We start from the raw sequence: 13,300 nt of genomic DNA, 5'->3' as shown, positions 1-13,300 counted from the left end.
CTAAAACTCAAACTGATAGAGCAAATCTAGTGCCTGATCTACGCCAGACACCGCTTCAAGATACAGCTTAGGCATCAGGCGATAACGTAACGTGAGAGTCGCCAGTGAGTCAAAAATTCCTACACCATATTTTACTTGTAGACCCGGTAGCACATAGCCGCTGACCACCACCTGCGAGGAGTCGCCGACGCCCTGGGTGTCCAGCGCCAGATTGCTGACGCCAAAAGTCTCGCCGATTTTACCCACAACCTGCCCACTTTGTGCAACCCCTAAGCCGATCAGCATCGATGTCATCGCCGCACTGTCGCTCTGTTCGCTCTCCAGCCCCTGACCACGCAGCAGGTACGAGAGCGCTTCTTGTTGCGACATCGCCGGATCGGAGAAGATTTCCGCTTTCGGCTCATCGGCGGTGCCGGTGACGCGAACCCCGGCAATCACATCGTTTTCTGTCGATTCCGGGTTACGAATCGCTTCGATATTCAGCATCGGCTGATCCGGCGGCCCGGAGAACAGCAGCTCGCCTTTACGCACCAGCAAATCCTGGCCGTAAGCATGGAAACGCCCTTCCGGAATGTTGATCTGCCCGTTCAGGCCCAGCCCCTGCTTATCCTGTGCGACTTTCAGATCGCCCGTCAGCCGCGCTTTCAGGCCGAATGCATTGAGCCGCACGTTGTTGCCGACATGCACCGTCAGGTTACTGTTGATCGGAATCGACGCGCTTTTTGGCTGCTCAGGCTGCAAGTCGTTATTCAGCATCACTTCATCACTGGAGACGCCCACCGCGCTTTCCGGTAAGTCATGCACCACAATGCGCGCCCACGGCACATCCACATTGCCATCCAGCGTAAACAGGCTTGGCGTCGCCTCAAACACCACATCCGGCGAGACATCCAGGCGCACCATCGGCGGCACGGTAATGCGCACTTTGCTGCCTTTCGCTGCCACGCGCGCGCGCCAGTTATCGATTTGGCTCCAGTCAGCATCACCGCTCAGATTGATCTGCCCCTGCCCGGTACGCACCACGCCCTGCAAGGTCGAACTCATGCCGTTGAAATTCATCGCCAGCTGGCTGGGCTGCATATCAAACGGCATAAAGTTGCCGTCAATGTCCAGCCCGTTCAGCCCCAGTTGCCCGAACAGCTGCGGGCTTTGCACGTTGCCGCCAAGACGTAAACTGGCATTCAACGTACCTGCCGCTTTCTCGCCCCGGCTGAAAATGGCATTCGCCATCGCCAGCGAGAAGTTGCGAATATTCACGTTGCCGCCCAGATTACGCCGCCCTTGCGGATCGGTGACCTGCACCTGGCCATCGAACTGGCCGTTATTGGTCAGGCGGATCAACCAGCCGAGATCGGCCCGGTTATCGCGCAGTTTTGCGTTGAGATTGAGGGTGTCAAACGCGAGCGGCAGCGGCGCGTCGTTTATCACCTGCGTCACTTTCACACCGCGCCCGGCGAGCGTCACTTCACCTTGTGGCAGCCCCGCTTTGGTGGTGTCCCAGCTGACATCCGCTTTACCGCTGAACACGCCGCTTGCTTGCGTGGTTTCCGGCATAAAGGGTTTCAGCATCGCCAGGTCGAAGCGGTTCAGGTTCACGACCGCGCGCCCTTCTGCGCCTGCGTCGATGGTTTGCGGAATGCAGAGTTCGGCGTTCGGGTTCAGCCAGCAGTGCGGGCCGATAGCGATTTTCTGCTCCTGATTGCGGTAATCCAGCGTTACCGGGCGGTTAATCGACCACGGGCCAACCGGCGTGGCAAAGCGCGTATCGCTCAGTGTCCCTTTCCAGCGCTGCTGCTGGCGGTCAAAGCTGCCCGCCAGATTAAGCTGGCCGGAAACCGGCTCGCCCTGCACGCGCAACTGGAGTTTATGCTGTTGCTCATTGCCGTCCGCCGCCAGGGTCACCAGGCTCAGGTTCACGCCAGGCTGGGCAATGCGTTCCACGCGCACGTTCAGTTTGCCACCAATCTGGTCGCTGGATTTCACATCGCCTTCGACGCGCACGCGAGCCACGGAAAGATCCTGCCAGCGCAGGTTATTGGCGGTAATATCCGCCAGCGCCTGCGGCGCATCCACCGTACCGCGAATTTTCACCAGCCCTTTCGCCGTGCCGCCCAGACCTGGCAGCGCGTTATTCAACCCCGGCGCATCAATCGTGGCATCAAGGTTGAGATCTTTAACCCCCAGTTCGCCTTTAATATCGGCGCTGTTTTTCCCCAGTTCCAGGTGCAGGCCGGGGATCGTCCACTGCAAATAGCTGTTGCCTTTTAGCTGCCCGTCAACGTTGACCTTGTTCTGCTTCACGTTGCCGCTCAGTTTCAGCTCCGGCACCTCCATTTGCCAGCTGCCGCCATACAGGCTGCCGCGCGTTTTGATCAGGCCATTCAGTTTCGATGGCCACTCCGGGAAGGCTTTCGCGGTATCGATATCTTTCAGCGTTAATTCACCGCGCCAGCTAATCGCTTGCTGCCAGTCGAGCAGCGCTTTTAACTCGGTTTTGCCTTCCAGCGCCGCAATAACCAGTTTATCGAGGTTCAGTTGCTGTTCGTTGCCCTTACCATCAAGCGTAATGGTCGCAGGCGGTACATCCTGGCCTTTCACTGCCGTGCGAAACGACAAAACATAGTTGGTCATTTTGCCGGTAAGCTTCAGGTTCAGGTCATCAGCCTGGTACTGTTTTTCCCCGCTAAACGGCCAGTAAAGCTGCTTGCTGGTTATCTGCAGATCCAGCGGCAAACCGGCTTCGGCCAGTTGCGTTTGCGCCCGCAGATCCATGTCGACCGGCCCGGAGAGATTGACGCCAACGTCGAGTTGCTTACGCATTTCACCGCCGACTTTCAGTTTCACTTTCTCGCCTTTCAGCGGATCGATATTCAGCGTGGTATTGAGCGTAATATCCACCGGCCAGGTATCGCGCAACTGGGCGCTACCGGTGGCGCGCACCTGCCCCTGGTTGGAATCCACATCCAGCGCGTCAAGCTTCATCTGCCCGTCGATACTGCTTACTTTCAGCAACAGGCTGCGCACCAGAATGTCGGTATCGCCGGTAAGACGCAGTTGTTCGCCGCGAAACTCTTCAATGTTGAGATTGAGCGGCAGATGAACATCGGTCATTTCCGGCAGCAGCGGCTTTTCAAACAGCGCTTTTAGGGTTTCGCCGAGCGGTTTTTCCTGCGGCTGCGGGTTCTGGATTTTCGGTTCAACGACCTCTTTTTGCGCCACATCGGCCACTTTCGGCAGCGCAATCAGCAGCCCTTGTAGCGATGTCGGTTTCAGCGTCAGGTTTTTCTCCTGCCAGTTCAGACCGGTGCTGAAATCCATCACCGAAACGGTGGTGTCGTCGATTTTGATATTGACATTGTTGAGCGCCACCCGGCTTAGCGTTATCGGGTATGGCGTGGAGAGGTTCAGCGGCCCGCTCTCTTCCTCTTTTACCGGTGCGGCGGGCGGCATTTTTTTGCTGTCGATAACGACATTGATATCTTTCAGTGACAGATCGTTCACGCACAGGCTGCTGTCGCGCAGGCAGCCGAGCTTCACCGCCAGGTGCACTTCGCCCGCGTTCACCGCCACGCCCGGCTGGGTAAAACGGATATTTTTTAACGTCAGATCGCGCCAGCCGCCGGTTACCTGGCTAATTTCCAGCCCCGGCACCCAGCGGTTGGCCGCGTTAAATAACAGATGCAGCCCGCTGGTAGTGCCCACCAGAAAGACCACGGTGCCCAGCACCAGCAGGATAAACACCAGAACGCCGAGGCTGATTTTCTTCCATAAACTCATAATTCCGGCCCCAACCCGATGTAAAACTGTAATCCGTGTTCTTCTTTATCACCGACCGGTACGGCGAAATCGAGCTTGATAGGCCCGACCGGCGACTCCCAGCGCACGCCAACACCCGCGCCGGTTTTCACATTACTGCGGCGGATATCGCTCACCGCTTCGCCGCTATCGACAAACGCCGCCCCCCACCATTTGCCGGTGACGTTGTACTGATACTCCAGTGAACCGGTCGCCAGTTTGGAGGCACCAATCAGCTTGCCGTCATCATTTTTAGGCGCGATAGATTTGTATTTGTAGCCGCGAATACTGCGATCGCCCCCGGCGAAGAAGCGCAGATCCGGCGGCACGCGCTCAAAGTCCCCGGTTTCGATCCAGCCCAGATTGCCGCGCATGACAAAGCGGTGGCGATCGTAAAGCGTGCGGATCCAGACGTTTTGCGCCTGTAATACCAGGAAGTCGACATCCGATCCCCAGGCGGTATTCGAGTAATCCACCGAGTAGCGCTGCGAATCCCCCCAGGTTGGCATCAGGCCGCCGCGCGAGCGGGTACGGCTGATCATCACGCCAGGGTAAAGCAGCATGGTGGTGTTGGTCACGTTCGCCTGGGTAAAGTGATCGAGGCTCCAGCGCAGATTAATAGCGCGCTGCCAGCCGCTGGAGAGATCCCAGTAGCGCGACAGCGCGAGCGTGGTGGAATCCGCTTCGGTATCGTTCAGATCGGTACGCTTAAAGCCGCCCTGCACCAGGTAATATTGTTCAAGCGGGTTTTTCAGCAGCGGCATCTTGTAGCTGAAATCAAGCTGCTGTTCCGGCGCGGAGATGCTGGTGCTGGTGGTCAGGCTGTGGCCGTAGGAGTTCATCCACGGCTTTTTCCATGTTGCTTTGACGCGCGGCCCGACGTCGGTCGAGTAACCCACCCCGGTTTCAATGGTGTTTTCCGTGCGCGGCGATACCACGCCTTTAAGCGGCAACACTTTGGTTTTACGCGCTTTATCAAACTCTGGTGCGACCACCACCGAATTAAACCAGCCGGTGGCGGACAGGCGGCGGTTTAGCTCTGCCAGATCCTGCGTCTGGTAATAATCGCCTTTGTGGAAAGGCACCAGGTTTTGCAGGTATTCGTCGCGGATTTGCGAGCCTTCAAACGTCACCGTACCAAAACGGTAACGCTGGCCGCTGTCGTAATCGATATCCCAGAACGCCTGGCGGCGCTCAAGGGCAATACCAAGCTGGCTTTTGAGAAACTGACTGTCGAAGTAGCCTTTACGCAGCGCCACGCTGGTGAGCGATTTTTTGAAATTATCGTAATCGTTATGGTGCAGCACCGTGCCGATAGCGGGGCGTTTTTTGAGTAAGTCGAGATAATCGCGGTCCGTACGCGCGCCGCCGCGCAGGATCACGCTATTGCCGCCAATGCGCACCGGTTCACCGGCCTGCACGCGCGCAATCAGCACCTGACGCCCTTTCGCCGGCGGCGGCCGCAGTTCGAAATCAATGGTGGGTTCGTAATAGCCTAAGGCTTTTAACCCTTCGCGGATGGCGTCATCCACGCGCGCCTGAAAACGGCGGTCCGGGGTCACTTCATCACTTTCAATGGTGGACAACTGGGCGCGCACGTTTTTTTGCAGCTCCCCGGTTAGCCCCTCCAGCTGCAATCGCACATTGGCGGCGAAAGCCGTTTCGCTCACCAGCAGTAAAGCGGCAAAACATAACAGACGGATCTTTGGCACGTTCTCTCCTGAATATCCTTGTTCCCACCCCTGGAAGGAAACGTAAGCGCAGCTCCGCGCTGAGCCAGGTTTTGCCTTACGACAGAACACAAGCCGATAAAAACCCGTTAACACAGGTTGAAAAACAGACGACTACCCCAAAATTTCTTATGTTTAAATCTAGTCTGATTTATGGCGTTTATTGTGTTAAAACACAGGCCGCAACACAACCCTAACCGCAATTAGCCCCTCCGGGAGGTATCACCGTGAGTCTGTTCGATAAAAAAGAGCTTGTTTCCCAATCAGATGCATTGCCCGGACGCAATACACCGATGCCCGTTGCCAGTTTACATGCTGTTAACGAGCATTCAATGAGTCATGTTCCGGAAGGGATGGAAGTCGCCCTGTTCGCCATGGGCTGTTTCTGGGGCGTGGAACGACTGTTCTGGCAGTTAGATGGCGTTTACAGCACCGCCGCGGGTTACACCGGCGGGTACACGCCGAACCCGACCTACCGCGAAGTCTGCTCCGGTCTGACCGGCCACGCGGAAGCGGTGCGGGTGGTATACGACCCGAAGGTGGTGAGTTATGAAAAACTGCTGCAGGTTTTCTGGGAAAACCACGATCCGGCGCAGGGCATGCGCCAGGGCAATGATTCTGGCACCCAATACCGTTCCGGGATTTACCCGCTGACGCCAGAGCAAAGCGACGCCGCACAAGCCAGCCTTGCGCGCTTTCAGCAAGCGATGCGCAGCGCAGGCGACGCGCGCCAGGTGACCACGGAAATCAAACCTGCGACACCGTTCTATTACGCGGAAGATGAGCATCAGCAATATCTGTATAAAAACCCGCACGGCTACTGCGGTATCGGCGGTATTGGTGTTTGTTTGCCACCGCAGCTTAACCCTTAAAAAATCACGGGTTTTATCGCCGAAAAACGGCGCAAATTAAGCCTCTGGCAGCCTGCGACAGGCTTACGCTATACTACCCCTCGAAATTGCCGGTCCACCGCTTCGGGCCGGCTTTCATAAGTGTTTACCACATGGATATTCAAAAACCCCTTCCGAGGATCCGGTTAATAGCTGGATAAATTATGTTAAACAGTATCTTAGTCATACTCTGTCTGATCGCGGTAAGTGCGTTTTTCTCGTTGTCTGAGATTTCACTCGCCGCATCGCGAAAAATTAAGCTCAAACTGCTTGCCGATGAAGGCAATATCAACGCGCAACGCATTCTGAAAATGCAGGAAACGCCCGGCACGTTCTTTACCGTGGTGCAAATCGGCCTGAACGCCGTCGCCATTCTTGGCGGTATCGTCGGCGACGCGGCGTTCTCTCCCGTTTTTCACAGCATGTTGATCAACGTGGTTTCGCCGGAAATGGCCGAACAGCTCAGCTTTATTATTTCGTTCTCGCTGGTGACCGGGTTGTTCATCCTGTTTGCCGATCTCACCCCGAAACGCATCGGTATGATTGCGCCTGAAGCCGTGGCTTTGCGTATCATCAACCCGATGCGCTTCTGCTTATTTGTTTTCCGCCCGCTGGTCTGGTTTTTCAACGGCCTGGCCAACGTCATTTTCCGCATCTTCAAGCTGCCGATGGCGCGTAAAGATGACATCACTTCTGACGATATTTACGCGGTGGTGGAAGCCGGTGCGTTAGCCGGGGTGTTGCGTAAGCAGGAACACGAACTGATTGAGAACGTGTTTGAACTGGAATCGCGCACCGTGCCATCGTCGATGACCTCGCGCGAAAACGTGATTTGGTTCGATCTGCATGAAGATGAGCAGAGCCTGAAAAAGAAAGTGTCGGAACATCCGCACTCGAAGTTTCTGGTCTGTAACGATGATATCGACCACATTGTCGGCTATGTCGACTCCAAAGATCTCCTCAACCGCGTGCTGGCAAACCAGAGCATGGCGCTGAATAGCGGCGTGCAGATCCGCAATACGTTGATTGTTCCGGATACGTTAACGCTCTCTGAAGCGCTGGAAAGCTTCAAAACCGCAGGCGAAGACTTCGCGGTGATCATGAACGAATACGCGCTGGTGGTGGGCGTTATCACCCTTAACGATGTAATGACGACACTGATGGGCGATCTGGTCGGCCAGGTGGAAGAGATGATCGTCGCGCGTGATGAAAACTCGTGGCTGATTGACGGCGGCACACCGATTGATGACGTGATGCGCGTACTGGATATCGATGAATTCCCGCAGTCCGGTAACTACGAAACCATCGGCGGCTTTATGATGTTTATGCTGCGTAAAATCCCGAAACGCACCGATGCGGTGAAGTTTTCCGGCTACAAATTCGAGGTGGTGGACATTGATAACTACCGCATCGATCAGCTGCTGGTGACCCGCATCGATACCCGCGCGGCGGTGTTAACGCCGAAGCTGCCGGACGCCGAAGGTAAAGGCGCGGCGTAATCTGTCGCAGAAATGTCAACGGCCCCTTTGGGGCCGTTTTTTTATCGTATTTAAACTACTGCATAGCACAGCTGTTAAGCCATCTCGGTCTGCAAACGCAGCACCTGACGGTTAACTTCAGACATGACAGACAGATGCTGTTTGTCTTTCACTTTCGGGATCAGGATCTTGCCCTTATCGAACTCGAAAGCGCCAACGTCCTTGATATACAACCGTCCACGAAACAGGATTTTTACGTACTTAGCCACCTGAAGTGGGTTGTAACGCTGGAAAATTTTCATTCTTGTATCTCCTGTGAAACATTACGCTCTTGCGGTTCCACAATCGGACCAACGTAGGTGAGCGCAAATTTTAATGCTCAATGACTATAGTTCAGAACCTAACCCATACATAGTGTGAATAACTTTATTTACCTTTTGATGACAATTATTCAGAATATTCTTTTCAACACCTTACTCTGCGCAGTATAAGCCCACATTTTTTCACGGTTATGTGCGTTCGCCCGCAAACTGGCATCCAGATTGCGGGAAAAACGCATTGATCGCATTTATGATTAAAACGCGAGCCCAAGTGGTCGGATCACCTGCACAAACACAAGAGATAATAAGGAAACGCCATGACCCTACGTAACATCCTGGCAGCGACATGCCTGTTACTGCCGCTGGTTGCTTCAGCCCATAATTTTGAAAACAACCAACGCGTGCCGCCTGTGGGCATAGCCGACAGAGGGGAGTTGATACTGGATAACGATAAGTTTAGCTATAAAAAATGGAATAGCGCTCAACTTCCAGGCAAAGTGCGAGTGGTGCAGCATATTGCTGGTCGAACGTCAGCAAAAGAGAAGAATGCCGCGCTGATTGAAGCGATCAAATCCGCAAAGCTGCCGCACGATAAATACCAAACCACCACCATCGTTAACACCGATGACGCCATTCCCGGCAGCGCGATGTTTGTGCGCAGCAGTATCGAAAGCAATAAGAAGCTTTATCCGTGGTCACAATTTATTGTGGATAGCGAAGGCGTGACGCGCAAAGCCTGGAAGCTGGACGAGGAGAGCTCGGCGATTGTGGTGCTGGATAAAGACGGGCGCATACAGTACGCAAAAGATGGCGGGCTGAGCCAGCAAGAGGTGCAGCAAGTCATCGACCTGCTGCACAAACTGCTTAATCAGTAGAGCGAAACCCGAAAGCCGGGGTTAAGGAAAGATTCACGCGGGGTGTAATCCAGAGTGCGCCCCTGCCAGTCGTGAACATGTGCCCCGGCGGCGACCGCCACCGCATGGCCTGCCGCGGTGTCCCAGACGCTGGTTGGCCCAAAGCGCGGGTAAAGCTGCGCTTTGCCTTCTGCCACCAGGCAAAACTTCAGCGAAGAGCCAATGGCGGTGGTCTGGTGTTCACCAAGATGCTGTAAATACTCTTTCAGTTCATCGTCCGCATGCGAGCGGCTCACCACCACCAGCGGCGGACGCGCATCGCGTACCTGAATCTGCTGATGATGCCCCGCCTCATCTTTCCACGCCTTCCCTTCCGCGGCGGAATACATCACGTTCAGCACCGGCGCGTAAACCACGCCAAGCACCGGTTTTCCGTTCTCAATCAGGGCGATATTGACGGTAAACTCGCCGTTACGCTTGATGAACTCTTTGGTGCCGTCCAGCGGATCCACCAGCCAGTAACGCCCCCATGTCTGGCGAACTTCCCAGGAGGGCGGATCTTCTTCTGACAGCACCGGAATGTCCGGCGTCAACGCCTGTAAACCGCGCACAATCACCCCGTGTGCGGCAATATCGGCGGCCGTCACCGGTGAGTCATCCACTTTGCTGGTGACTTCCATCGGCTTATGCCCATCGTAGACCTGCATAATGGCATCGCCCGCTTCGCGCGCGAGCTGGCAAATTGCATCTAACATTTTCCACCTCTTCTGTTCAGTGGTTTGTAACTCATTGTTTTACTTATATCGTATTGCGGCGGAATCTGCCATCTGTGATAGCGATTGCGTTTTCTTTGCGCGCTTTTATGGCAGTATTCACAATTCTGTAAGCAACAAAATGTACATAACACTTTCTTTTGTGGCTTAGATCGAAAAAGGATGCCTCTGATGATTAAGTTTAGTGCAACGCTTCTGGCCACGCTGATTGCGGCCAGCGTGCAGGCTGCAACGGTGGATTTACGTATTCTGGAAACCACTGATTTGCATAGCAACATGATGGATTTTGATTACTACAAAGACACGGCGACGGAAAAATTCGGCCTGGTACGTACCGCAAGCCTGATTAACGCCGCGCGAAATGAAGTCAAAAACAGCGTGCTGGTGGATAACGGTGACTTAATCCAGGGCAGCCCGTTGGGCGATTACATGGCGGCGAAAGGGCTGAAAGCCGGGGAAGTTCATCCGGTGTATAAAGCGATGAACACCCTTGATTACGCCGTCGGTAACCTGGGCAACCACGAATTTAACTACGGTCTGGATTACCTGCACAAGGCGCTGGCTGGCGCGAAATTCCCCTATGTGAACGCCAATATCATTGATGCGAAAAGCAAAAAACCGCTGTTTACGCCTTACTTAATCAAAGAGACGCCGGTCACCGACAGCGACGGCAAAACGCACACGCTGCGCATCGGTTATATCGGCTTTGTACCGCCGCAGATCATGGTCTGGGATAAAGCCAACCTGAGCGGCAAAGTGACGGTGAACGACATCACCGAAACCGCGCGTAAATATGTGCCGGAAATGCGCGCCAAAGGGGCCGATCTGGTGGTCGTGGTCGCACACTCCGGGCTGTCGGCGGAGCCGTACCAGGCGATGGCGGAAAACTCCGTTTATTACCTCAGCGAAGTGCCAGGCGTTGATGCGATCCTGTTTGGTCACGCTCACGCTGTTTTCCCGGGTAAAGATTTCGCGGCGATAAAAGGCACGGATATCCAGAAAGGAACGTTGAACGGTATTCCGTCCGTGATGCCGGGCATGTGGGGCGATCATCTTGGCGTGGTCGATCTGGTGCTGAACAATGATTCTGGCAAATGGCAGGTACGCGAATCCAAAGCCGAAGCGCGCCCGATTTATGACGCCGCGGCGAAAAAAGCCCTCGTTGGCGAGGACAGTAAACTGGTGCAGATCCTCAAACACGATCACGACGCCACCCGCGAGTTTGTCAGCAAACCGATCGGCAAATCTGCCGACAACATGTACAGCTACCTGGCGCTGGTGCAGGACGATCCGACCGTGCAGGTGGTGAACAATGCGCAGAAAGCCTATGTCGAACACTTTATTCAGGGCGATCCGGATCTGGCGAAACTGCCGGTGCTTTCCGCTGCCGCGCCGTTTAAAGTGGGCGGTCGCAAAAACGATCCCGCCAGTTATGTCGAAGTGGAAAAAGGCCAGTTAACCTTCCGCAATGCCGCCGATTTGTACCTCTACCCGAACACGCTGGTGGTGGTGAAAGCGAGCGGTAAAGAGGTTAAAGAGTGGCTGGAGTGCTCCGCCGGTCAGTTTAACCAGATCGATCCGCACAGCGATAAGCCGCAAAGCCTGATCAACTGGGACGGTTTTCGCACCTATAACTTCGATGTGATCGATGGTGTGAACTACCAGATTGATGTCACGCAGCCAGCACGCTACGACGGCGAATGCCAGAGCGTTAACCCGCAGGCGGAACGCATTAAGAATCTGACCTTTAACGGCAAGCCGATTGATCCGAACGCCGTGTTCCTTGTGGCGACCAATAACTACCGCGCCTACGGCGGCAAGTTTGCCGGTACCGGCGACAGCCATATCGCTTTTGCCTCGCCGGATGAAAACCGCGCGGTGCTGGCGAAATGGATAAGCGATGAAACCAAACAGAAAGGGGAAATCCATCCGGCTGCCGACAACAACTGGCAACTGGCACCGATCCACAGCGACGCGAAGCTGGATATTCGTTTTGAAACCGCGCCCACGGACAAAGCCGCCGCGTTTATTAAAGAGAAAGCTCGCTACCCGATGGCGAAAGTCGCTAATGACGATATCGGCTTTGCTATCTATAACATCCAGCTAAACAAATAATTATTCCACCAATGCCTGCTGGCCTTCCCGTTCATCGCGGAAGGCCAGTACCTGCTCGATATTCAGCTCGATCCAGTCGGCAAGCGCCGCGACCTTCTCGCTGACCTGCTCACCCAGCGGGGTCAGGCTATATTCAACATGCGGCGGAACGACGGGATACGACACGCGGTTAATAAAACCATCCTGCTCCAGCCATTGCAGGCTCTGCGCCAGCATCTTTTCACTGACGCCGCCCATTTTGCGGCGCAAATCACTAAAGCGGTGAGTGCCCTCGCGTAGCGCCACCAGTATCAGCACGCCCCAGCGGCTGGTGACGTGTTTCAGAACATCCCGCGAGGGACACTGCTCGGCGAACAGATTGCCGTCGCGCATCTGTTCACTCAACGTTTGCGGTCGGAGTTGCGTTTTCATACTTACCTTTTTGTACGTACTTACTAAAAGTTAGTTAAGGTGTTAGCGTACCACAACACTCACCGAACACCGAAGGAGAATACTCATGATCGCACTCACCGGCGCGACCGGCCAACTGGGCCAGTTTGTGGTAGAAGAACTGCTGAAAACCGTGGCGGCAAAAGAGATTGTCGCTATCGTCCGTAACCCGGCGAAAGCCGAAGCGCTCAGCAAACAAGGCGTACTGGTACGCCAGGCTGATTATGGCGACCAGGCCGCGTTAACCCAGGCGTTAGCAGGCGTGAACAAGCTGCTGCTGATCTCCAGTAGCGAAGTGGGCCAGCGCGCCGCGCAACACCGCAATGTGATAAACGCCGCCAAAGCCGCCGGGGTGAAATTCATTGCTTACACCAGCCTGCTGCACGCCGATAAATCCCCGCTTGGTCTGCACGTTGAACACGTTGAAACCGAGAAAATGCTCGCCGATTCCGGTATTCCTTACACCCTGCTGCGTAACGGCTGGTATAGCGAAAACTACCTAGCAAGCGCACCAGCGGCGCTGGCGCACGGGGTATTTATTGGCGCCGCCGGTGACGGCAAAATCGCCTCCGCCACCCGCGCCGATTACGCTGCCGCCGCCGCGCGCGTGATAAGCGAAGAGGGGCATGCGGGCAAAGTCTATGAACTGGCCGGTGATCACGGCTGGACGCTCACTGAACTGGCCGCGCTGCTCAGCAAAGCCAGCGGTAAAAACGTGGTCTACCAGAACCTGAGCGAAGCCGATTTCGCCGCCGCGCTGAAAGGTGCTGGCCTGCCGGACTGGCTCGCCACCATGCTGGCGGATTCCGATGCGGGTGCCGCCAAAGGTGGCCTGTTTGATGACAGTAAAACGCTCAGCAAATTGATTGGACGCCCGACCACGTCGATTGAAAAGAGCGTCAATGACCTCCTGTAA

The 13,300-nt window shown here is 55.2% G+C and carries 10 protein-coding genes; 5 read left to right on the top strand and 5 right to left on the bottom strand.

Annotated elements, in window-relative coordinates:
• The gene (gene tamB, locus DFO56_RS08170; protein ID WP_045513684.1) at positions 1–3,777 is read right to left on the bottom strand and encodes an autotransporter assembly complex protein TamB; all 3,777 of its coding nucleotides are present in this window, start codon (positions 3,775–3,777) and stop codon (positions 1–3) included.
• Positions 3,774–5,507, bottom strand: a complete 1,734-nt coding sequence (tamA, locus tag DFO56_RS08165; protein WP_045513686.1) for an autotransporter assembly complex protein TamA — start codon at positions 5,505–5,507, stop codon at positions 3,774–3,776. Before tamA ends, tamB begins: the two co-directional genes overlap by 4 nt.
• 245 nt (positions 5,508–5,752) lie before the next feature.
• Here tamA and msrA point away from each other — a divergent pair, with 245 nt between their 5' ends.
• Entirely contained in the window at positions 5,753–6,397 is a 645-nt protein-coding gene (gene msrA / locus DFO56_RS08160) for a peptide-methionine (S)-S-oxide reductase MsrA (protein ID WP_044489551.1), read from the top strand.
• Between the two features lie 182 nt (positions 6,398–6,579).
• Positions 6,580–7,914 carry a hemolysin family protein gene (locus tag DFO56_RS08155; RefSeq protein WP_020456266.1) on the top strand — a complete coding sequence of 445 codons (1,335 nt, stop codon included), beginning with the start codon at positions 6,580–6,582 and terminating at the stop codon, positions 7,912–7,914.
• Between the two features lie 74 nt (positions 7,915–7,988).
• Here the strand turns inward: DFO56_RS08155 and DFO56_RS08150 are convergent, their stop codons facing one another.
• Positions 7,989–8,195, bottom strand: coding sequence for a DUF1107 domain-containing protein (locus DFO56_RS08150; protein WP_004857160.1), 207 nt, complete (start codon positions 8,193–8,195; stop codon positions 7,989–7,991).
• Positions 8,196–8,530: 335 nt separating this feature from the next.
• Between DFO56_RS08150 and DFO56_RS08145 the strand changes: the two genes are divergently transcribed.
• Positions 8,531–9,088, top strand: a complete 558-nt coding sequence (locus DFO56_RS08145; RefSeq protein WP_045513689.1) for a YtfJ family protein — start codon at positions 8,531–8,533, stop codon at positions 9,086–9,088.
• Here DFO56_RS08145 and cysQ read toward each other — a convergent pair.
• The gene (gene cysQ, locus DFO56_RS08140; protein ID WP_045513692.1) at positions 9,082–9,822 is read right to left on the bottom strand and encodes a 3'(2'),5'-bisphosphate nucleotidase CysQ; all 741 of its coding nucleotides are present in this window, start codon (positions 9,820–9,822) and stop codon (positions 9,082–9,084) included. The two genes, DFO56_RS08145 and cysQ, sit on opposite strands and share 7 nt — an antisense overlap.
• A gap of 189 nt (positions 9,823–10,011) precedes the next feature.
• Here cysQ and DFO56_RS08135 point away from each other — a divergent pair, with 189 nt between their 5' ends.
• A complete protein-coding gene (locus DFO56_RS08135) occupies positions 10,012–11,955 on the top strand; it encodes a bifunctional 2',3'-cyclic-nucleotide 2'-phosphodiesterase/3'-nucleotidase (protein WP_114413853.1) in 1,944 nt (647 codons plus the stop codon).
• Here DFO56_RS08135 and DFO56_RS08130 read toward each other — a convergent pair whose 3' ends face one another.
• Positions 11,956–12,366: a helix-turn-helix domain-containing protein gene (locus tag DFO56_RS08130; RefSeq protein WP_045513697.1), complete on the bottom strand. Its 411-nt coding sequence runs from the start codon at positions 12,364–12,366 to the stop codon at positions 11,956–11,958. It abuts the gene before it with no gap.
• Between the two features lie 85 nt (positions 12,367–12,451).
• On the opposite strand from DFO56_RS08130, the gene DFO56_RS08125 reads away from it, so the two are divergent.
• Positions 12,452–13,300, top strand: coding sequence for an SDR family oxidoreductase (locus tag DFO56_RS08125; protein WP_045513699.1), 849 nt, complete (start codon positions 12,452–12,454; stop codon positions 13,298–13,300).

It is taken from the genome of Kosakonia sp. AG348, from assembly GCF_003337365.1.
In the GTDB taxonomy this organism is placed as follows: domain Bacteria; phylum Pseudomonadota; class Gammaproteobacteria; order Enterobacterales; family Enterobacteriaceae; genus Kosakonia.
This window is presented reverse-complemented; position numbering and strand designations above follow the sequence as displayed.

What these genes read in the sequence shown, in the direction of transcription:
- tamB (WP_045513684.1), bottom strand. Translation starts at nt 3,777, where the DNA reads ATGAGTTTATGGAAGAAAATCAGCCTCGGCGTTCTGGTGTTTATCCTG.
- DFO56_RS08155 (WP_020456266.1), top strand. Translation starts at nt 6,580, where the DNA reads ATGTTAAACAGTATCTTAGTCATACTCTGTCTGATCGCGGTAAGTGCG.
- DFO56_RS08150 (WP_004857160.1), bottom strand. Translation starts at nt 8,195, where the DNA reads ATGAAAATTTTCCAGCGTTACAACCCACTTCAGGTGGCTAAGTACGTA.
- DFO56_RS08145 (WP_045513689.1), top strand. Translation starts at nt 8,531, where the DNA reads ATGACCCTACGTAACATCCTGGCAGCGACATGCCTGTTACTGCCGCTG.
- cysQ (WP_045513692.1), bottom strand. Translation starts at nt 9,822, where the DNA reads ATGTTAGATGCAATTTGCCAGCTCGCGCGCGAAGCGGGCGATGCCATT.
- DFO56_RS08135 (WP_114413853.1), top strand. Translation starts at nt 10,012, where the DNA reads ATGATTAAGTTTAGTGCAACGCTTCTGGCCACGCTGATTGCGGCCAGC.
- DFO56_RS08130 (WP_045513697.1), bottom strand. Translation starts at nt 12,366, where the DNA reads ATGAAAACGCAACTCCGACCGCAAACGTTGAGTGAACAGATGCGCGAC.
- DFO56_RS08125 (WP_045513699.1), top strand. Translation starts at nt 12,452, where the DNA reads ATGATCGCACTCACCGGCGCGACCGGCCAACTGGGCCAGTTTGTGGTA.